This window comes from Amycolatopsis umgeniensis, assembly GCF_014205155.1.
Lineage (GTDB): Bacteria > Actinomycetota > Actinomycetes > Mycobacteriales > Pseudonocardiaceae > Amycolatopsis > Amycolatopsis umgeniensis.
Window position 1 is genome coordinate 6,892,406 of record NZ_JACHMX010000001.1, and the last position, 20,094, is coordinate 6,912,499.

General features: G+C 69.9%; 20 protein-coding genes. 11 read left to right on the forward strand and 9 right to left on the reverse strand.

Features of this window, described 5'->3' with window-relative positions; all coding sequences use genetic code 11:
• Nucleotides 1-305: 305 nt before the first annotated feature.
• Nucleotides 306-1,493 (forward strand): PQQ-dependent sugar dehydrogenase, encoded by a 1,188-nt coding sequence (locus HDA45_RS32080; protein ID WP_184901657.1) that lies wholly within the window; start codon nt 306-308, stop codon nt 1,491-1,493.
• 139 nt (nt 1,494-1,632) lie between these two features.
• Here the strand turns inward: HDA45_RS32080 and HDA45_RS32085 are convergent, their stop codons facing one another.
• A complete protein-coding gene (locus HDA45_RS32085; RefSeq protein WP_184901659.1) occupies nt 1,633-2,784 on the reverse strand; it encodes a sensor histidine kinase in 1,152 nt (383 codons plus the stop codon).
• A 90-nt stretch (nt 2,785-2,874) separates the two neighbouring features.
• Here HDA45_RS32085 and HDA45_RS32090 point away from each other — a divergent pair, with 90 nt between their 5' ends.
• The 3 genes from HDA45_RS32090 to HDA45_RS32100 all read left to right on the forward strand — a co-directional run bounded on the left by HDA45_RS32090 (nt 2,875) and on the right by HDA45_RS32100 (nt 5,453).
• Entirely contained in the window at nt 2,875-3,414 is a 540-nt protein-coding gene (locus HDA45_RS32090; protein ID WP_184901661.1) for a DUF1453 domain-containing protein, read from the forward strand.
• Nucleotides 3,415-3,428: 14 nt separating this feature from the next.
• Complete coding sequence (locus tag HDA45_RS32095; RefSeq protein ID WP_184901663.1) at nt 3,429-4,088, forward strand: response regulator; 660 nt, start codon at nt 3,429-3,431, stop codon at nt 4,086-4,088.
• Between the two features lie 72 nt (nt 4,089-4,160).
• On the forward strand, nt 4,161-5,453 hold the full coding sequence (locus HDA45_RS32100) for an SON protein (protein ID WP_246480856.1): 1,293 nt from the start codon (nt 4,161-4,163) through the stop codon (nt 5,451-5,453).
• A 211-nt stretch (nt 5,454-5,664) separates the two neighbouring features.
• Here the strand turns inward: HDA45_RS32100 and HDA45_RS32105 are convergent, their stop codons facing one another.
• Nucleotides 5,665-6,360 (reverse strand): SDR family oxidoreductase, encoded by a 696-nt coding sequence (locus HDA45_RS32105; protein WP_184901667.1) that lies wholly within the window; start codon nt 6,358-6,360, stop codon nt 5,665-5,667.
• A 103-nt stretch (nt 6,361-6,463) separates the two neighbouring features.
• Here HDA45_RS32105 and HDA45_RS32110 point away from each other — a divergent pair, with 103 nt between their 5' ends.
• Nucleotides 6,464-7,303: a helix-turn-helix transcriptional regulator gene (locus HDA45_RS32110; protein ID WP_184901669.1), complete on the forward strand. Its 840-nt coding sequence runs from the start codon at nt 6,464-6,466 to the stop codon at nt 7,301-7,303.
• A gap of 67 nt (nt 7,304-7,370) precedes the next feature.
• On the opposite strand, the gene argG is transcribed toward HDA45_RS32110, so the two are convergent.
• Entirely contained in the window at nt 7,371-8,819 is a 1,449-nt protein-coding gene (argG, locus tag HDA45_RS32115) for an argininosuccinate synthase (protein WP_184901671.1), read from the reverse strand.
• An 816-nt stretch (nt 8,820-9,635) separates the two neighbouring features.
• On the opposite strand from argG, the gene HDA45_RS32120 reads away from it, so the two are divergent.
• Nucleotides 9,636-11,198, forward strand: coding sequence for a molybdopterin-dependent oxidoreductase (locus HDA45_RS32120; protein ID WP_184901673.1), 1,563 nt, complete (start codon nt 9,636-9,638; stop codon nt 11,196-11,198).
• An 88-nt stretch (nt 11,199-11,286) separates the two neighbouring features.
• Nucleotides 11,287-11,958, forward strand: a complete 672-nt coding sequence (locus tag HDA45_RS32125) for a fasciclin domain-containing protein (protein ID WP_184901675.1) — start codon at nt 11,287-11,289, stop codon at nt 11,956-11,958.
• Nucleotides 11,959-12,035: 77 nt separating this feature from the next.
• Here the strand turns inward: HDA45_RS32125 and HDA45_RS32130 are convergent, their stop codons facing one another.
• The 6 genes from HDA45_RS32130 to HDA45_RS32155 all read right to left on the reverse strand — a co-directional run bounded on the left by HDA45_RS32130 (nt 12,036) and on the right by HDA45_RS32155 (nt 16,390).
• A complete protein-coding gene (locus tag HDA45_RS32130; protein ID WP_184901677.1) occupies nt 12,036-12,341 on the reverse strand; it encodes a hypothetical protein in 306 nt (101 codons plus the stop codon).
• On the reverse strand, nt 12,338-12,739 hold the full coding sequence (locus tag HDA45_RS32135; RefSeq protein WP_184901679.1) for an Asp23/Gls24 family envelope stress response protein: 402 nt from the start codon (nt 12,737-12,739) through the stop codon (nt 12,338-12,340). The genes HDA45_RS32130 and HDA45_RS32135 overlap by 4 nt, the downstream gene beginning before the upstream one ends.
• A complete protein-coding gene (locus HDA45_RS32140; protein WP_184901681.1) occupies nt 12,729-13,295 on the reverse strand; it encodes an Asp23/Gls24 family envelope stress response protein in 567 nt (188 codons plus the stop codon). Before HDA45_RS32140 ends, HDA45_RS32135 begins: the two co-directional genes overlap by 11 nt.
• Nucleotides 13,286-13,867, reverse strand: a complete 582-nt coding sequence (locus tag HDA45_RS32145; RefSeq protein WP_184901683.1) for an RNA polymerase sigma factor — start codon at nt 13,865-13,867, stop codon at nt 13,286-13,288. Before HDA45_RS32145 ends, HDA45_RS32140 begins: the two co-directional genes overlap by 10 nt.
• Before the next feature lie 140 nt (nt 13,868-14,007).
• Nucleotides 14,008-15,186: an FAD-dependent monooxygenase gene (locus HDA45_RS32150; protein WP_184901685.1), complete on the reverse strand. Its 1,179-nt coding sequence runs from the start codon at nt 15,184-15,186 to the stop codon at nt 14,008-14,010.
• A 58-nt stretch (nt 15,187-15,244) separates the two neighbouring features.
• Complete coding sequence (locus tag HDA45_RS32155; RefSeq protein ID WP_184901687.1) at nt 15,245-16,390, reverse strand: CaiB/BaiF CoA transferase family protein; 1,146 nt, start codon at nt 16,388-16,390, stop codon at nt 15,245-15,247.
• 148 nt (nt 16,391-16,538) lie between these two features.
• On the opposite strand from HDA45_RS32155, the gene HDA45_RS32160 reads away from it, so the two are divergent.
• The 4 genes from HDA45_RS32160 to HDA45_RS32175 all read left to right on the forward strand — a co-directional run bounded on the left by HDA45_RS32160 (nt 16,539) and on the right by HDA45_RS32175 (nt 20,054).
• Nucleotides 16,539-17,357 (forward strand): NAD(P)H-binding protein, encoded by an 819-nt coding sequence (locus HDA45_RS32160; protein ID WP_184901689.1) that lies wholly within the window; start codon nt 16,539-16,541, stop codon nt 17,355-17,357.
• Between the two features lie 370 nt (nt 17,358-17,727).
• Nucleotides 17,728-17,994 carry a hypothetical protein gene (locus HDA45_RS32165; protein ID WP_184901691.1) on the forward strand — a complete coding sequence of 89 codons (267 nt, stop codon included), beginning with the start codon at nt 17,728-17,730 and terminating at the stop codon, nt 17,992-17,994.
• A 9-nt stretch (nt 17,995-18,003) separates the two neighbouring features.
• Entirely contained in the window at nt 18,004-19,395 is a 1,392-nt protein-coding gene (locus HDA45_RS32170; protein ID WP_184901693.1) for a sensor histidine kinase, read from the forward strand.
• Nucleotides 19,392-20,054, forward strand: coding sequence for a winged helix-turn-helix domain-containing protein (locus tag HDA45_RS32175; RefSeq protein ID WP_184901695.1), 663 nt, complete (start codon nt 19,392-19,394; stop codon nt 20,052-20,054). Before HDA45_RS32170 ends, HDA45_RS32175 begins: the two co-directional genes overlap by 4 nt.
• The last annotated feature ends 40 nt before the right edge of the window (nt 20,055-20,094 follow it).

Sequence of the window (20,094 nt, forward strand, 5' to 3'; positions counted from 1 at the left end):
AGCTCGATCGTCGCCCGAAGTGAGGACCCTGGTCTTCCAGGCTCCATCCCGATCCTCCAGACAAGGGCACGGAGGCTCGGTCGCACACCGCTGACCGGGTATTTCACTCGATTGTGGTGCCCTTCACCGGCATGTCGCCGACAACTCGCGGGGTGCATGGTGTCCATTTCCGGAGTGCCGGGCCGCAACTCCATCGCTCGGAGGGGTCGGAAAGAAACCGACGGAAAGCTCGCGGATGGAGGTACCGCCGCTGCTCCGGCCGCTGTTGAATTGGACCAGACCATTCAACGGTGATTGGAGTCCACATGACGCGACGCCACCTCCGCCGGGGGTTGTCCCTGGTGGCCGGGCTCGCCATGGCCGGAGCGCTGCTCCCGGCCGCGAGCAGCGCGGAACCCCGGGAAACGCGGGGTGTTCCGCTCGGTGAGCTGACCGCCACGGCGACCCAGGTCGCGTCGGGGCTGGTGAACCCCACCGCGATCACGGCGCTCAACGACGGGAGCGGCCGGATCCTCGTCGTCGAGAAAAGAGGGGTCGTCCGGGCCTACCACCCCAGGACCGGACTGGCCGCCAAACCGTTTCTGGACATCAGCGCCAAGGTGAACGGCGCGGACGTCGAACGCGGGCTGCTCGGGCTGGCGATCGCCAAGGACAAGCGGGTCTACGTCGCCTACACCCGCAAGTCCGACAGCGCGGTGACGCTGTCACGGGTCCGGCCGGACACCGGCGAGCTCACCGAGCTGATCACCCAGCCGCATTCCGAGTTCCCCAACCACAACGGCGGCCAGCTGGCGTTCGGTCCGGACGGGTATCTGTACTGGGGGATCGGCGACGGCGGCGGCGGGGGCGATCCGCTGGCCAGTGGGCAGCGGCTGGACACGTTGCTGGGCAAGATCCTGCGCGTCGACGTCAACCGCGCGTGCCGTCCGCTGAAGTACTGCGTCCCGGCGGGCAACCCCTTCGTCGGTGTCGCGGGCGCGCGGGCGGAGATCTGGTCGTACGGGCTGCGCAACCCGTGGCGCTTCTCCTTCGACCCGGCCGACGGCTCGCTGTGGATCGGCGACGTCGGACAGGGCCGGTTCGAAGAGGTCGACCATCTCGCCGCGGGCAAGGGCGGCGCGAACTTCGGCTGGTCCTGCAAGGAGGGCCCCGTCGTCTTCGATCAGACGCGGTGCAAGGACGGCGTGACCTACACCGAACCCGTCTTCCACTACATCTCCGGCGCGGAAGGCTGCGCGGTGATCGGCGGGCACGTCTACCGCGGCAAGAAGTACGCCTCGCTCGCGGGCGGCACTTACCTCGCCACCGACTTCTGCCAGGGCACGGCGTGGGCCGTCCGCAAGAAGACCGACGGCACCTATGAAAGCGCCCGGATCGGCGAGTTCCCGCTCGACGCCACCACGTTCGGCACCGACCAGTACGGCGAGCTGTACCTCGCCGACGAGACGCCCGGCGGACTGCACCGGATCTCGTTCGCGCGCAAGGGTTATTGAGGGGCAAGGCAAGGTGTCGGGTTGCTCGCTCGCCTGTCGGCTTCGGGCGTCGCAACGCACCCACGACCAAGGCACGTTTGCCTTACCCCTCAATGAGAAGCCGGGTCCTCGGCCGCGTCCGCCCGGCGCGGCCGAGGGCTCACTCCGCTCGGGGCAGCCGGACCTCGACCGTCCAGCCGCCGTCCGGCGCCGGACCCGCCCGCGCCGACCCGCCCAGCGCGGTGGCCCGTTCCCGCATCCCGACCAGTCCCATCCCTCCACCGGTGTCCGGCGCGGGGCGTCCTCCGGCGGGGCCGTTCGTGACGACGAGCGTGACCGTTTCCGGCGAGAACACGAGTTCCATCGCACGTCCGGCTCCGGGGGCGTACTTGGCCGCGTTCGTCAGCGCTTCCTGCGCCGCGCGCACCAGGGTGTGCGCGACGCCGCCGCCGAGCGGCCCGGCGGAGCCCTCGACCTCGAACGGCACCGCCTCTCCCGCGCACAACGCCGCCAAGGTCTTCTCCAGCGGCAAGGCGTCCTCGCGCAATTCGTGCACCGCCTGCCGCATCCGCCCGATACCGTCGACAGCCAGTGATCGCGCGCGGCGCACGGCGTCGCCGGCCTCCGCGTCCCTGCCCTTCGTGCCGAGGGCGTCGGCCATGTCCAGTTGCAAGGCGATCCCGGTCAGCGAGTGGCCGAGGACGTCGTGCAGTTCCCGCGCGATCCGCGTCCGCTCCAGCAGGGCGGCCTCGCGCGACTCGGACGCGGCGGCCCGCCGGGCTTCGGAGGCGGCGCGTTCGGCGTTGAAGAGCGCGTCGCGCCGGTCTCGGCGGGCGATGCCGAGCAGCACCGGCAGACCCACCGAAAGCGCGAGCCACCACGGCCATCCGTCCGCCGCCGGAGTCACCGCGCCGATCACCGCGACCGCCACCGCACAGCAGACGGCGTCGAGGATCGCGATCCCGATCGCCGTGGTGCGGGAGGCGAGTTTGATCCCGGCGACCACGGCGGCGAGGTAGGCGAACATCGGCGCGAAGGTGTGCGGGGCCAAGGGAAGGAGTACGGCCGACGAGACCGCGTATCCGCTCGCGAGCAGGGTCTGCGCCCGCCGCGGAATCCGGTCCCACGGCAGGAACGAGACCACGGCGAAGAGCGCGACGAGGAAGAAGAGCCCCGTCGTCAACGGCCGGAAATGGACGTCCTGGGTGAAGATCCCGACCCCGGTCGCGACGGTCGCCGCCATGATCATGACAGGCCGGAGGAGCTGGTCGGCGAACCACTCGCGGCGGAGTACCGTCGGGCTTCCGGTCATCGATGCTCCTGAAGGTGGAGAGGGTTCTCCACCCGAAGATACGGCCGCCGCCGCACGACGGCTCGCGCTCACCGCCTTAGCGTCGGAGTCATGAGCACTCCAGTCGAAATCGTCCTGATCGTCGCCGCCGTCGGATACATCCTGATCCGGCGGCTGGCCGGGGACGTCGCCGAGGCGAAGCGGATGCTGCTGCTGCCCGCGATCCTCACCGTGATCGGCCTGTCCGATGTGGACGACAGCGTGAAATCCGCGACCGCGGTGGCGTTCCTGGCGGGCACCCTCGCGGTGAGTGTCCTGTTCGGAGTCCTGCGCGGCGTGAGCATCCGGATCTACCAGCGAGACGGCGTCGCGCACATGCGCTACACCTGGCTCACGATCGCGCTGTGGGCGCTGAACGTGGCCGCCAAGGTCGGCGCGAACCTGCTGCTGGGCCTGATCACCGGGGTGGCCTCCGGCGGCAACAGTGTCATCCTGACCATCGGCGCCGGCATGCTCGTCGAGGGTGTCGTGGTGCTCGCCAGGGCGGTGCGCACCGACAGCCGTATCGTCTGGAAGAAGGGCGAGGACGGCAAGGCGCACACCACGTCTCCGTTCCTCGACGATTTGCAGGCCAGGATGACCCGCCGCTGACCGGAGGTGCCGAGGTGACCGTCTCGCTCGTCGTCGTCGACGATCAGGCGTCCGTGAGAGAAGCCCTCGCGGTGATGCTCGACATCGCCGACGGCATCACCGTCGTCGCGACGGCCACCAACGGGGAGGAGGCCGTCGCCGTGGTCTCCCGGCACACGCCGGACGTCGTGCTGATGGACCTCCACATGCCGGTGCTGAACGGCGTCGAAGCGACCGGCCGCATCAAGGCCGCGGCGCCGGAGGTCCAGGTCGTGGTGCTGACCAGCCTGGACGACGACGAGTCGATCCTCGCCGCGCTCGAAGCCGGTGCGAGCGGCTACCTGACCAAGGAAGCCGACCGCGCCAAGATCGAGCAGGCCGTGCACACCGCCGCGGAAGGGCAGGTCGTGCTCGCCCCGGAGGTCCAGCGACGGCTGCTCACCCTCGCGTCACGCCGTGCTCGCGCGGCCGACGAGGGCGACCGGTTCGGGTTCACCTCGAGGGAGAAGGAGATCCTCGGGCTGATCGGCGAAGGCCTGCGCAATCCGGAGATCGCCGCGCGGCTGGTGATCAGCGAGGCCACCGTCAAGACCCACATCAACAATCTGTTCGCCAAGGCAGGCTTCCATTCCCGCGCCGAGGCCGTCCGGTACGCGCTGAGCGCCCCGGCTCCCGCGCCCTACCGGTTCACCTGATCGCGTTTCATCAAGTTTTCATCCTCCCTCTTTAGCGTGAGTTCGTCTGGTGAATTCAGCGATGGAGGCGACGTGGAGCACTCATTCCCACCCGAAGGCGCGCAGTGGCCGCCGCCGCAGGGCTGGGTTCCCCAACCGGCCCCCGCGCCGCCCGCCAGGAAACCCCGGCGGTGGCTGCTGTTCGGCGGGATCGCCGGGCTCGTGCTGGTACTCCTCGCCGGACTGACGACGTGGCTGCTGTGGCCCTCGAAAGCGGGTCGCGAGCCCTTCGAACAGGCGCTCGCCGCGCTTTCCTCGGCGCCGTCTGTCCGGCACAGCACCTCCGCGGTCGGCGGGATGATCAAGACGGACGTCAAGACCACCGCGTTCGGCGAGACGTCCGGCACGATGTCCTTCCAGGGCCGGGAGATCGAGATCCTGGTCGTCGGCGGCAAGGTCTACTTCAAGGCGCCCGACGGCCTGCTGCCCGGGTCGCGTGCGGACTCGTCGGCGGCCGAGGATCTCAAGGACCGGTGGATCACCGGCGAGGACGCGTTGTTCGGCCCTGTCCTGCAACAGTTCGAGGCCCCGGAGAAGCTCGCCGCCCGCCTGCGCGAGGCGCTGGAGAAGGCGAAGGCGATTCCGGGCGACCAGAACGAGACCGTCCGCGACGTCCCGGCGATCAAGGCGAGCACGCCCGCCGGCGACCTGTACGTCTCGAAAGCGGCACCGCACCGGCTGCTCCGCTACTCCGTGAGCGTGCCGGGCGGGATGCCGTCCGTCCCGAAGCTCCCGACGATGCCCGACACGGAGTCACGGCCCCGGATGCCTTCGGGCGGGAGCCTCGGCGAGTCCGATGTGGACGCTTTGTCGCCGGAAGAGACCGACGCCGTCTACGAAGATCTCATGTCGAACACCAAGAAGCTGTCCAACGCCGTCGACACCGGCGTGCGGTTCGACATGGACGGCGCGGCCACGGTCGCCTGCAGCGCTTCGGGCTGCACGGTGACCGCGAACGTGTCCAACTCCGCCTCGGCGAACAGCGGCGGGAAGGTCACCGGCCAGGTCAACGCCACGATGACCGCGAACGTGACCATCGGCGGCCGCTCGGCGGGCAGCTGTCAGAACACCGCGACCCTGCCGCTGAACGGCTCGGGCTCGATCAGCTGTGTCAACGGCGGGGCGGGCGGGGTCTTCTCGTCCGTCGAAGCGGAGAAGAAGGCGGACGCGGAGGCGCAGTCGCGGGCCGCGGGCGGGGTGCCGATCCAGTACCGGATCGAGAGCATCGCGTCGGTTTCCGTGGTGGCCGAGGCGATCGGGCAGGTCGAGATCACCCGGCTCGTCGACGAACTCTCGGAGCGGCGGTCGAAGCTCGGCGGCAAGTGACCTGGAAAACTGCCCGACCCGGACCACTACGGCTTCGCGGGCGACCGCTGCGTCAAGGACCTGCGTCTCGACTCCGGCGAGGGACCGGCCCGGCTCGACGAGGCCCTGTCGCACGAAACGCGGCTGGATGGAGATCACCCGTGATCGGGCGGGGAACTCGCGTGATCAGACGGCGAACTCGTGTGATTGGGCGGAGATCACGCCCGATCACTCACCAGGGGAGCGGCCCCGAGACGTCGAAGTAGCCGCCGGTCGGGCCGTCCGGCCCGATCGAGGCCATCCGGACGATGATCTCGGCGCCCTCCTCGACGGTCTGATGCCCCGACCGTCCATTGAGGTCTGTCGCGGTGTAGCCCGGCTCGACGGCGTTGATCCGCATCTCCGGGAACGCCTTGGCGTACTGGACGGTGAGCACGTTGACCGCCGCCTTCGACGCCGGATACGACACTCCCGGATAGGCGTACGCGGGCGAGTCGGTCATGGTCAGCCCGGTGAGGGAGGCGAGGCCGCTGCTGACGTTGACCACCACGGGGGCGGCGGAGCGCCGCAGCAGCGGCAGGAACGCGTGTGTCACCCGCGCGGTGCCGAAGACGTTGGTCTCGAAGGTCGTGCGCAGCTCGTCCGCCGTCACGTCGGCGGCACCGAGCATGGGCCGGCTTTCCACGCCCGCGTTGTTGACCAGGACGTCCAGCCCTCCCTCGGCCTCGATGGTCTTCGCGGCGGCTTCGACGGACGCGTCGTCGGTGACGTCGAGCAGGATCAGGCGTGCGCCCAGTTCTCCGGCGGCGAGGCGGCCGCGTTCGGCGTCGCGGCTGCCCAGGTAGACGGTGTGGCCGTCGGCGATGAGGCGGCGGGCGGTCTCGCGGCCGAGGCCTTTGTTGGCCCCGGTGATCAGTGTCGTGGTCATGGGATCAGCGTCGTCCCGGCGGGACCCGGACAGCCAGTCGACCGATCTTCCTGGGACTCGCGGTACCAGGCGGTTCCCGGGGGAGCGGGGCAGACTGGAGGACATGGCGGCGACGGAATTCGGAAGGGCGGTGCGGCGCTGGCGCGATCGTGTCTCGCCGCCGGACGTCGGCCTGCCCGAAGGCGGTCAGCGGCGCGCGGCCGGGCTGCGCCGCGAGGAACTGGCCCTGCTGGCGGGGATTTCCGTCGACTACGTGACCAGGCTGGAACAAGGCCGCGCGTCGCATCCGTCCGATCAGGTCGTCGAGGCGCTGGCGAGGGCGCTTCGGCTCTCCGCGCCCGAACGGGCCCACCTGTTCGGTCTCGCCGGGCTGGCGGTGCCGGGGCCGGACGTCGCCTCCGCGTACCTCACGCCCGGTGTCCAACGGCTGATCGACCGGATGACGGGGATACCCGTCGCGGTGTTCGACGCCACCTGGACACTCCTGTCGGCGAACCCGCCGTACGCCGCGCTGATGGGTGATCCGTCCCAGGCGCGGGGGTTCGAGCGCAACGCCGTCTGGCGGCACTTCCTCGGCGAGGGCACGCGCGCCCGGCACACTCCGGAATCGTTGCGGACCTTCGAAGCGGTCCTCGTCGCGGATCTGCGCTCGGCGGCCGCCCGCTACCCGGCCGATCAGCGGCTCACCCGGCTGATCGCGGAGCTGCGCGGCGGGAGTGCGCGGTTCGCACGATTGTGGGACTCGGGCGCCGTCGGACGGCACGAGTCCGCGCGCAAGGTCATCGACCATCCGTCGGTCGGCCCGGTCGAACTCGACTGCGACGTCCTGACCGTCGAAGGCTGCGACCTGCACATCATGGTCTACACGGCCGAACCCGGTTCCGAAGCCGCCGAGCGGCTCGCGCTGCTCACCGTCCTCGGGACACAGTCCCTGACCGGATGAAAGAACAGCGCCGGACGAATGGCTTCGATGCCGCGCGCCCGGCGCTTTCGCGTCCCGTTGGTTCGGGTCAGTCCGTTCCGTACTCGATCGCGGCGTGGTCGAGCAGTTCGTCGTCGCCCGAAGCCTTGCCGCGTGAGGCGATCACCTGCGCGCCGCCCGCGTCCATCGCGCCGATCAGCCCGGTCGACGCGGCCTGCGCGGCGCCGATCAGCGTCGGATGCCCGCCGCCGACCATGCCGAGCCCGGCGTACTGCTCGAGCTTGGCGCGCGAGTCGGCGATGTCGAGGTTCCGCATGGTGAGCTGGCCGATCCGGTCCACCGGGCCGAACGCCGAGTCCTCGGTGCGCTCCATCGACAGCTTGTCCGGGTGGTAGCTGAAGAACGGGCCGGTGGTGTCGAGGATCGAGTAGTCCTCGCCGCGCCGCAGCCGCAGGGTGACCTCGCCGGTGACGGCCGCGCCGACCCAGCGCTGCAGCGACTCGCGCAGCATCATGGCCTGCGGGTCCAGCCAGCGGCCTTCGTACATCAGCCTGCCGAGACGGCGGCCTTCGTTGTGGTAGCTGGCGAGGGTGTCCTCGTTGTGGATCGCGTTGACGAGCCGCTCGTACGCCGCGTGCAGCAGCGCCATGCCCGGCGCCTCGTAGATCCCGCGGCTCTTGGCCTCGATGATCCGGTTCTCGATCTGGTCGGACATGCCGAGCCCGTGGCGCCCGCCGATGGCGTTGGCCTCCAGGACCAGGTCGACCGCGGTGGCGAACTCCTTGCCGTTGATCGTCACCGGACGGCCTTGCTCGAAGCCGATCGTGACGTCTTCCGCCGCGATCTCGACCTCGGGATCCCAGAACCGGACGCCCATGATCGGGTTGACGATCTCGATGCCGGTGTCGAGGTGCTCCAGCGACTTGGCCTCGTGCGTCGCGCCCCAGATGTTCGCGTCCGTCGAGTAGGCCTTCTCGGTGCTGTCCCGGTAGGGGAGCCCGTGGCCCTGCAGCCACTCGGACATCTCCTTGCGGCCGCCGAGCTCGCTGACGAACGCGGCGTCCAGCCACGGCTTGTAGATCCGCAGGGACGGGTTCGCGAGCAGGCCGTAGCGGTAGAACCGCTCGATGTCGTTGCCCTTGAAGGTGGAGCCGTCGCCCCAGATCTGGACGTCGTCCTCGAGCATCGCGCGCACCAGCAGCGTGCCGGTGACCGCGCGGCCGAGCGGGGTCGTGTTGAAGTAGGTGCGGCCGCCGTTGCGGATGTGGAAGGCGCCGCAGGCCAGCGCCGCGAGCCCTTCCTCGACCAGCGCGGCCTTGCAGTCGACGGCCCGCGCGATCTCGGCGCCGTAGGCCTTCGCCCGGCCCGGGACGGACGCGATGTCGGGTTCGTCGTATTGGCCGATGTCAGCGGTGTAGGTGCACGGCACCGCACCCTTCTCGCGCATCCACGCGACCGCTACGGAGGTGTCGAGGCCGCCGGAGAAGGCGATCCCGACGCGTTCGCCGACAGGCAGAGAGGTGAGTACCTTGGACATGATGGAAGTATATGCATAGGAGTGTATGACCATGCAAGCCGGGGTGAGCAGGGCAACTCGGGCGGGTGGTCGGGGACGCGTGTGGAAGGTGGGGTCGGCTGGTGGCGGTTCGGGTTCTAGCGGACCGGATGCCGTCCCGGTGAGCCTGCGGAGCTCGTGCCGGTTGCCTGCGTGGGCTCAGTCGCCGCGGGGTGTCGTGACCGGCGTGACCTTGAGACAACCTGTCGTCCTCGAGCAGGTCCGGCGTAGGTAGGTGAATACGGGGCCGTTCTAACCCTCGACGCCCCTCGCGACCACCCCGACTGGCCACGGCGCGGCCTCCTGGTCGCCCTGCGGTCCGTGAAGGCCTCCTTCCCTACCTTCAGGGTAGGCAAGGAGGCCTTCACGGACCGGGCCTGTCACGACCACCTGCACCGGCACCTCACCGCCGGCCCACCCAGCGGACCATGTCGCGAAAGCCACTTTCAGGACATTAGACGTCCCGAAAGTGGCTTTCGCGACATCGACGACAGCAGCGACCACCGGGACCGGCTGGTCGCGAGTGGCAATTCGGGTTCTGGTGGACCTGTGTTCACCTGACCTGCACTGAGGTGACGGTTGCGCGGGTGTCGGAGTCGACGGTGGATGATTTGGGACGTCCGCTCCGACCCGAAACGCCAGGCGTCCACTGTGGACGTCACGCGACCGTGTCCCTTTTGTGACCTGTCCGCGGGCGCCTTCGCCACGAATACTGGGCGAGGCCCTCTGTGAATCGGCGATTTTCCTTGCGGTGAAAAGAAAACCAGTCCGTACGACCGGCGGCACCGAATACCTGGCATGAAGACTTCGCGGGCCGATCGGGAACCACGCCTCCCCTTCTTCGGGGCGGCGCTGATCGGTGTCGTGGCCCTCGCCGCGGCACTGGCGGCCGGACATCTGGTGGCCGGGTTCATCAGCGCCAACGCCTCGCCGTATCTGGCGGTCGGCAACGGGGCGATCGACCTGACCCCGGTGGAGCTGAAGGATTTCGCGGTCCGGACGTTCGGTGTCTACGACAAGCTCGTCCTGCTCGGCGGGATGGCCGTGGTGATGGTGCTCGCCGCCGCGGTGGCGGGGATCGCTTCACGCCGGTCACCCGTTCCGGGGATGGTGCTGATCGCGGCCTTCGGGTTGCTGGGCGGATTCGCCGTGTCGCAGCGGCCCGACCTCTCCACGGTCGCTCTTCTCGCGCCGCTGGCCAGCCTGATCGCCGGAGTCGGCGTCTTCTTCTGGCTGCACCGCCTGGCCACGGCCAGGGCGCGCGTCACGGAGGAGACTTCCGAGGACGCTCCGTCGCGCCGGTCGGTGCTGCTGGCCGGCGCCGGTGTGGTGGTCGCCGCGGGCGCGGCGGGCGCCGGTGGGCAACTGATCTCCGGTACGCGAGACGCGGAGTCTTCCCGGACGGCCATCGGGCGGCTCGTTCCGGCCGAGCCGGCCCCGCCGATCCCGGCCGACGCGGATTTCGCCAAACTGGGCACGCCGACGTTCCTCACCTCGAACCGCGACTTCTACCGCGTCGACACCGCGTTGTCGGTGCCGCAGGTCCGGGCCGAGGACTGGAGCCTCCGGCTGCACGGCATGGTGCGCAACGAAAAACGGTTCACCTACGACGACATCCGGAACCGTCCGCTGATCGAGCGCACGATCACGATGACGTGCGTGTCCAACGAGGTCGGCGGAACCTACGTGTCCACGGCGAACTTCATCGGTGTGGACCTCGGGGATCTGTTGCGGGAGGCCGAAGTCCTGCCCGGTGCCGAGCAGATCTTCTCCACCAGCGTCGACGGCTGGACCGCGGGCAGCCCGGTCGTGGCCGCGCTCGACCCGGAACGCGGCGCGATGCTGGCGATCGGGATGAACGGGGAACCGCTGCCGGTCGAACACGGTTTCCCCGCCCGAATGGTCATCCCCGGTCTCTATGGCTATGTTTCGGCGACGAAATGGGTCAAGGACCTGGAGATCACCACTTGGAAAGCGCGCCGCGCGTACTGGCTCGACCGCGGCTGGGGTGAACAGGCCCCGATCAAAACGCAGTCCAGGATCGACAGTCCGAAAGGATTCGAAACGGTACCCGCGGGCAAGGTCCGGGTTTCGGGTGTCGCCTGGGCGCAGCACACCGGTGTCGAGCGGGTCGAAGTCCGGCTCGGCGCGAACGGGAATTGGCAGCCCGCAACGCTTTCCCGCGAGGTGGGTCTCAACACCTGGCGTATGTGGTGGACCGAATTCGACGCCCCGGCCGGCAGTCACCAGGTGACCGTCCGCGCGGTCGACAAATCCGGTTACACCCAGACCGACGCGCGCGCCGGAACCGTTCCGGACGGCGCGACGGGCTGGCACGTCATCAGTTTCACCGCACGGTGATCGGCGTCACCCGAAAGAGTGGCAATCCGATTTCGCAGTAGTTCCGAATACCCGGTAAGAGTCCGAGAAACAAATGGAGTGATTTTCCGTGAGCAAGCTTCGCGTCGCAGGAATCGGTTTCACCGCGGTCGCCGCACTGGCACTGACCGCCTGCAGCAGCAACGACACCGCTTCGTCGGGCAGCTCCAGCAGCGCACCGGCGCCTTCGAGCTCGATGTCCGCCCCGATGTCCAGCGCGGCCTCGGGTGACGGCGTCACCACCAACGCGGACGTGTTCGGCCCGGCCTGTTCGCAGCTGCCCCAGGGCAGTGCGCCCGGCTCGCTGGACTCGATGGGCCCGCAGCCGGTCGCCAGCGCAGCTTCGACCAACCCGCTGCTGACCAAGCTGGTCGCCGCGGTCAAGGCCACCGACCTGGTGGACACCCTCAACAGCCAGCAGGCCATCACCGTGTTCGCCCCGGCGGACCCGGCCTTCGCCGCCCTCGGTGACGCGAAGTTCAACGAGCTGGCCGGCAAGCCTGCCGAGCTGGCCCCGATCCTGCAGTACCACGTCGTCGGCAAGCGTTACGACGCCAAGGGCCTGGAGTCGGCCAAGTCGCTGGAGAGCCTGAACACCGCGGGCGGCCCGCTCAAGATCGAGGGCTCGGGCGACAACCTGACCGTCAACGGCGCGAAGATCCTGTGTGGCAACATCCCCACCAAGAACGCCACCGTCTTCGTCATCGACAAGGTGATGACCCCGGGCACCAACAAGAACTAGGTCCCCACACCACGATCGCGGTGGCCGCGCCCTCGGGCGAGGCCACCGCGATCGTCGCTGTGCCAAGGGAAACGGTGTCAGGGCACGAGCGCGGCGGCGTCCACATCGGTCACCACGAGTCGCAGGCTCGCGTTCTCCCAAGGGGTTCCGGTCAGGACGGCGCGCAACGCGGCGCCGGCGACCTCCGTCAGCGGCGGGATCGGCACCTCCAGCGCGACGACGCGGATCTCGACGACGTGCTCGGAGATGTCGACGGCCATCACGTCGAGATCCCACGGCACCGCCGAGGCGGCGGCCGTGGTGGACGGCGTGGCCGCGCGCAGCCCCGGTACGTCGCGGAGCGTGCTGAGCAGCGACGCGGTCAGTTCGGAACGTGCGGTCACAACAGTCCTCCACGGATTTCGATGTCCAAAATGGTCACTGACACGGCCGTGGGGATGAGTCCGGTCGCCTCGGTGACCGCCCGGCTGACGGCACGCTGCACCGCCTGCGCGGTCGCGGCCGCCTGATCCAGCCCGGAGAGCGCGACGTCGATCTCCACCCGAACACCCGGCGGATCCTGCTCCAAGAACGCGCGGACCCCTTCGGTCGGCGCCGGTTCGAGGCCCTTGATCCGCTGCCGCGCGATCCGGGTCACCGAACCCGCCAGCCCGCGCAACCCGGGTTCCAGGCGTACCACGCCGGGGACCTTCGCCGCTGCATGCGCTGCGACCGCCGCGATCACCGGCGGGGAGATCACCGTTTCGACCAGCTGCCCGGCCGGTGCCTGCTCACGCGTCATAGATGTCCTCCACCACCAGATCGAGCCGCGCCAGGCGGAGGCCCACCCTGGCGCCCGCCGCCGCCGTGACCCGCTCGCGGACCACGTCCAGCGAGTCACCGTCGAAATCATGCGCGATCGCCAGGCTCAGTTCCACGTCCACGGCCAGCGCGTCGGTGTCTTCCGGCGAGCGCCGGACCCGGCAGTGCCGCGCGCGGACGCCGTCGACGGAGTCCGCGGCGAACCGCAGCACCGCCGCGACAGCCTGATCGCTCACCTGCACCTCCCCCGGCTCCGGGCTGGCCAGCGGCACGAGATCACGTCGCCGGACCTCGGCGCGGACCGCGGACATGATCCGGCCCGCGAGATCCGGCGACGGCTCGGCGTCGTCGTCGGCCAGTTCCCTGGTCAGCCCGCGCAGCACCCGGAGGCTCTCGCGGGTCGCCCGGCAGTGCGGGCAGTCGAGTTCGTGCGCGTCCGCCCGGCCGGCGTCGACCTCGTCGAGTCGTTCCCAGACCTGTTCGACGTCCCTGCCGCACGGGAGCAAGTAGTCCTGAGTCGCGTGGTTCATCGCCATGGCGCCATCACCTCCGCCAACTGTGCTCGTGCTCGCGCGATGCGTCCCCGCACCGCGGTGGTGGTCGCCCCGATCGCCTTCGCGATCTCCTCGTAGGAGCGGCCGTGGACCTCGCGCAACAGCCAGCAGGCTCGTTGCTCGGCGGTCAGCTGGTCCAAGGCTCCGGTCAGCGCCGTCATCTGCGCGCTGGTCTCCGCGGCCCGGTCCGGCCGCCCGGCCGACCCCTCGGACTCCCGCAGGTCGAGTTCGACGTCGGCCACCGGCTTCCTGGCGCGGATCACGTTCAGGCACCGGTTGGTCGTCATCCGGTAGAGCCAGCCGACGAACGCCGCGTCCTCCTGCAGCTGGTCGAGCCGCCGCCAGGCGATGAGGAACACCTCCTGGACGACGTCCTCGGCATCCCCCTTGTTCCCCAGCATCCGCAGCGCCAGCCGGTACATCGGCCCCTGGAACCGCAGGACGAGCTGCTCGTACGCGCGGATTTCGCCGTCGCGGGCGCGCGCCACCAGCGTGGCGTCGTCCAGCACCGTCTCACCCGCGGCGGGCGCGTCACTTCTCGCCGAAGTCGTCATCGAGCGCACCTGTGCAGTGCCGCCATGCCGAAGCTCCCTTCACCCCTGACCGTAAGACACGGCTTCCCCGGAAACGTCACGCGGGAAACCCGGACCAGCCGACCACGCCCCGGCGGCCCGCGCATGTCGAAGCCGGGTGGTCAGCGTGCGCGGACGAGCGCGGGGTAGTCGTCGAGGGTGATGTCGGTCGCGAACTTGTCGGTCACCCACAGCATCCAGCGCAGCATGAGCGGCCGCCGGAACATCTGGTCGCGCAGCTTGATCCGCAGTTTCGTCGGCGGCGCGAGGAACGGCCCCGCGTTGGCGCTGCGGGCGATCTTGGCGTAACCGCGGAACTTCTCCTCGTACCGCCGGAACGCCACCTCGTGGTCACCGTCCGCCGAGGCGAGTTCCCCCGCGATGACGTACGCGGCCACGATGGCGAGCCCGCTGCCGAAACCGCCCAAAGTGTTGCCGTAAGCCGAATCGCCGATGAGCGCGACGCGTCCGGAGGAGTAGGTGTCCATCGTGACGCGGCTGATCGAGTCCAGGTAGACGTCGTCCGAACGCTTCACCGCCTCCATCAGCTCGGGCAGCCGCCAGCCACCGTCGGCGTACGCCGCGGCCAGGATCTCCTTCTGCTGTTCGGTGTCGTACCGGTCGTAGCCGAGTTCGGGGGAGGCGAACACGAAGAACGCGGGTGCCTTGGGCCCGCCGGTGGCGGCCAGGCGGCCGGGCTCGTTGTACATGACCGAGGTGCCGCCGGGGCCGCGGAAATCGTCGGCCTCGCTGGTCTCGACCAGGGCGTAGTAGTGGCCGAGGTGCTTCACGTAGTCGGCCTCCGGGCCGAACGCCAGCCGCCGCACGGTGGAGTGGATGCCGTCCGCGCCGAAGACGAGGTCGAACCGCCTCGGCGCGGCGTGCTTGAAGGTGACATCGACGCCGTCGGCGGTCTCGGTCAGCGAGGTGATGGAGTCGCCGAAGACGTACTCGCAGTCCCGCGCGGTCCGCTCGTGAAGGAGTTCGGCCAGGTCACCGCGCCGGATCTCGACGTCGCCGCCGGTGAACTCACCGGGCATGACCGCCAGTGGCCGTTCCGTGGCGTCGATGATGGTCTGGTCTTGCCCGCCGGTCTGGCGCCGGTACACCTCGTCGAGGATGCCCATCCGCTCCAGCACCGTGCGGTGGGTGGCGCCCTTGAAGTCGACCGCCTGCCCGCCGGTGCGGAGTTCCGGCGACCGCTCGACGACGGTGACCGCGTAGCCCTGGCGGGACAGCCAGAAGGCGAGTGCCGGTCCGGCGATACTGGCGCCGGAGATGAGAACTGTCTTGTTCGTCATGGCCGAAAGCTTCGCCATCGGCGTTGACGGAGCGCTGACAGTCCGCTGACGGTGTCCGTCAGCTCCAGCCGGGCAACGGAAGGGTGAGCTGCCCGGGGTCGTCCGGGGGCGCGGTCTCGTACCGCGGCGGCGTCGCGGACAACCCGATCGGGTTACGGGTCAGCCGTACCGAGGTGCCGTCGGGCCGGGGGAGGTCGACTGTCGGGCTCAAGCCGAGCCGCTCCGCGAGGGCGAACGCGCCCGCGACGTCGTTGACCTCCCCGGCGGGTACCCCGGCCGCGCTCAGATCCGCCGCCCACTCCGCGGCCGGGCGACGGCCGAAACGCTCTTCGAGCAGCTCGCGGAGCTCGGCGCGGTGCTCGACCCGCGCCGGATTGGTCGCGAATCCGGCCTGGCCCGCGAGCTCGGGCAGGCCGATGACCTCGCACAACGCCGCGAACTGCCGGTCGTTGCCGACGGCGAGCGCGAGTTCGTGGTCGGCGCAGGGGACGAGTTCGTACGGGGCGATACTCGGATGCCGGTTGCCCATCCGCGCCGGGACCTTCCCGCCCGAGGTGTACGCGCTGCCCTGGTTGACCAGCGCGGCGAGCAGACTGGACAGCAGGTCGATCTCGACGCGCTGTCCCAGCCCTGTCCGGTCGCGGTGGCGCAGGGCGGCGAGGATGCCGACGCTCGCGAACAGCCCGGCCAGCACGTCGACGAGTGCGACGCCCACCTTCTGCGGCTCGCCCGCGGGGTCGCCGGTGACGCTCATCAGCCCGCCGACGGCCTGGATGAGCAGGTCGTAGCCCGGCAGCGCGGCACCGCCGCCGGAGCCGAAACCCGTGACGGAGCAATAGACCAGCCCGAGGTTCGCCGCTCGCAGGGCTTCCGGGCCGAGGCCGAGGCGGTCCATCACGCCGGGCCGGAAGTTCTCGACCACGACGTCGGCCTCGAGCGCGAGCGCGCGGGCCTTCGCGAGATCGTCCGGATCGCCGAGGTCCAGCGCCACGCTCGTTTTGTTCCGGTTCACCGACTGGAAGTACGTCGCCTGGCCGGACGCGTCGTAGGGCGGCCCCCAGCTGCGGGTGTCGTCGCCGGTGCCCGGCCGCTCGACCTTGACCACCGTCGCGCCGAGGTCGGCCAGCAGCATGGTGGCGAACGGGCCGGCGAGCACCCGCGAGAAGTCGAGGACGCGCAGCGGTCCGAGTGCGGTATCGGGCATGGCCCCGACCCTAAGCGGCCGCTCGCCCCTTCGAAGTTGTGATCGCGCTCACGAAAGGCCGGTTTTCCCAATACTTTCCTCTAGGTACCTACTATCTCCAGGAAGGTAGCTTCGGCCGTGTCAACGAGACACGAACCGAGGAGCGACCATGATCGTGGTGACCGGAGCGACCGGGAACGTCGGACGGCGGCTGGTGGAAACCCTTGCCGCAGCGGGAGAAGACGTGACGGCGGTGTCGCGGCGGATCTCCCCGGCGGACGTGCCGGACGGCGTGCGGACGGTGCGGGCCGACCTCGCGGTGCCCGGCGACCTGAAGCAGGTTTTCGACGGCGCGGACCGGGTTTTCCTTCTGACGTCGGGGGAGTTCATGGCGGCGGGCGGTGACGTCGCGGACGTCGTCGCGGCGGCGGGGGAAGCCCGCGTCGTGCTGCTGTCCTCCCAAGGCGTCGGGAGCGGACGGCACGCGCCGGCGTTCGAAGAGGCGGTCAAGACGTCGAGTCCGGAGTGGACAGTGCTACGGCCGGGAGGCTTCGCGTCGAACGCGTTCCAGTGGGCACCGGCGATCCGCGCCGATCGCGTTGTCGCCGCGCCGTTCGGTGACGTCGCGCTGCCGGTGATCGACCCGGCCGACATCGCCGACGTCGCGGCCGTCGCGCTGCGGGAATCCGGTCACCACGGCCGGACCTACGTGCTGACCGGACCCGAGCCGGTCTCGCCCCGGCAGCAGGCGGCGGCCCTCGGCGACGCGCTGGGCGAGCCGCTGCGGTTCGCCGAACTGACCGAGGACGAGGCGCGCGCCGCGATGTCGGCGTTCATGCCGCCGGTGGTCGTGGAGGCCACGCTCGCCATCCTCGGCAGGCCGACGGAAGACGAACAGCGGGTCAGTCCCGACGTCGAGCGGGTACTGGGGCGACCGGGGCGGACCTTCGCCGAGTGGGCGGCGCGGCACGCGGCCGCGTTCAAGTGACCAGGCCTCGCGTTGGTCGCCCTGCTTGAAGTACATGAAGGACCCCTTCCTTGCGCCTAGCGCTGTGAAGGGGTCCTTCATGTACTTGGGGGGATGAGAAGGTCGAGTTGCCTGCCACCGGGCCGCGACCGGATTGACCCGCGCAGCCACCGTCCTCACGCAAGTCAGACGAAGGTAGTGAAGGCCTCCTTCACTACCTTCAGAGTAGGCAAGGAGCCCTTCACGGACCGGACCCACGAACAACAGCAGCCAGAACCCAGCCGGTACCTAAGACACGCTCGGCTCCGAGCATCCGCACGAGGATCGCGGATGAGAAAGTTCTCATCGAGCCCTCATCGGCGGCTCATCCGCGCCGGGCAACCTGGGTGGTATGCGAGTCCGAATCTTGGTCCTGGCCGGGGTCGCCGCCGTCGTGGTGGCGGCCACCGGCACGTTCGCCGTGATCGCGGCCACCGCCGCCGCGCCGCCCGACCTCGGCCCGGCGGTCGTCGCACCGGCGGGGCACGCAGTCACCGGGCCGGGTGAGGCCGGTGCCCCGCCCGCCGTCGTCCCGCCCCGGCTGGCCGGGCACGACGACGACCCCGATGATGACCCCGATGACGGTGACGACCACTTCGACTTCGACCTCGACGACTGAGCGGGGCCGATGAGCGCCCGCGCCCGGATTCTCGCCTGGGTCCTGCTGGTCGTGCTGCTCGCGCTCGCCGGGTCGTTGCTGGCGACCCGCACCGTCCTGCACAACCAGCTGGACCAGCGGCTCGACAACGAGATCGCGCACGAGACAGGCAAACTCAGGGCCTTCCTGGCCTCGGCGGACGCCCGCCCGGCCGGTCAGCCCGCCACCGTCGAGGCGATCCTCGGCCGTCATCTGGAACGGAACCTGCCCGAGAAGTACGAAACGTTCTTCTCGATCATCGACGGCGCCGCCTCGAGGAGGAGCGCCATCGAGCCGCCTGTCCGGCTCGACACCGATCCGAAGTTCGTCGCCGAACTGTCCCGGGCCACGAGCCCGGCGTACGGCACGGTCACCACCGCTGTCGGCTCCGCGCGCTACGGCGTCGTCCCGGTGACCATCGAGGGCTCGCCGGGCCGCGGCGCGTTGGTGATCGTCGAGTTCGTCGACCACGCCGCGGGCGAGATCAACGACGTCGTCGGAGTGATGGCCGCGATGTCGGGCGCCGCGCTGGTGCTGGCCGGGCTGATCGGCTGGCTGGTCGCCGGCCGCATCCTCGCGCCGGTGCGAGAAGTCCGCCTCGCCGCGGAACAGATCGGTGAGACCGATCTTTCACGCCGGATCGAGGTCCGCGGCTCGGACGACGTCGCCGCGCTTGGACGCACCTTCAACACGATGCTGGACAGGCTCGAAAGCGCCTTCGCGGGGCAGCGCGACTTCATCGACGACGCCGGTCACGAGCTGCGCACGCCGATCACGATCGTCCGCGGCCACCTCGAGCTGATGGGCGAGGACCCCGAGGAGAACGCGGCCACGCGGCATCTGGTCCTCGACGAACTCGGCCGGATGCAACGGATCGTGGACGACCTGCTGGTCCTCGCGAAATCCGGCAGCCCCGACTTCCTCGCGCCCGGAGACACCGACCTCGCCGATCTCACCGTCGAGACCCTCGCCAAATCCCGTCCGCTCGCCGACCGTGTCTGGCGGCTCGACGCCGTCGCCGAGGTGACCGTCCGCGCGGACGGCCAGCGGCTCACACAAGCACTGCTGCAACTGGTCTCCAACGCCGTCCGGCACACCGCGCCCGGCCAGGAGATCGCGCTCGGCTCGGAGGTCACCGCGACGACGGCACGACTCTGGGTCCGCGACACCGGCGAAGGCGTCCCACCCGATTCGAGGAGCCGGATCTTCGAACGGTTCAAACGCGGCAGCAACTCGAGCGGTGACGACGGCGCCGGACTCGGCTTGGCGATCGTCGCCGCGATCGCCGAGGCGCACGGCGGCCGTGTCCTGCTCGACACCGCGCCCGGCGAAGGCGCGCGGTTCACCATGGAGATCCCCGTCGCGGAAGGTGCGGACCGGTGACCAGTGTGCTGGTGGTGGAGGATTCCGCCCGGATCGGCGCGTTCGTCGAGAAAGGCTTGAAGGCGCAAGGTTTCGCGACCCGCTGGGTCAAGACCGGCTCCGAGGGGCTGACCGAGGCGTTGACCGGCGCGCACGATCTGGTCGTGCTCGATCTCGGGCTCCCGGACCTCGACGGTTCGGATCTGTTGCGCGCCCTGCGCGCGGCGGGCCGGACGGTGCCGGTGATCATCCTGACCGCGCGGGACAGCGTCGTCGACAGGGTCGCCGGATTGTCCGGCGGCGCCGACGACTATCTGGCCAAACCCTTCGCGTTCGAGGAACTCCTGGCGCGGATCCGGTTGCGGCTGAGGGGAAATCCCGAGGCCGAACCGGCGGTGCTGCGCGCCGGGGATCTCTCGCTCGACCTGCGCACGCGGAAGGTCTCGGTGGCGGGGGAGGATAAGGACCTCACCGCCCGCGAGTTCGCGCTGCTGGAGACGTTGCTGCGCAACCGCGGCCAGGTCCTGTCACGGGAGCAGCTGCTCGGCGGCGTCTGGGGCTTCGACTTCGACCCCGGCTCGAACGTGGTGGACGTCTACATCCGCTATCTGCGGGGCAAGATCGGCGCGGAACGGATCGAAACCGTGCGAGGGATGGGCTACCGGCTCGGTGAGTCCTGATGAGACGGTTCTCATCCGGCTCTCACGACGGTCTCTTTTC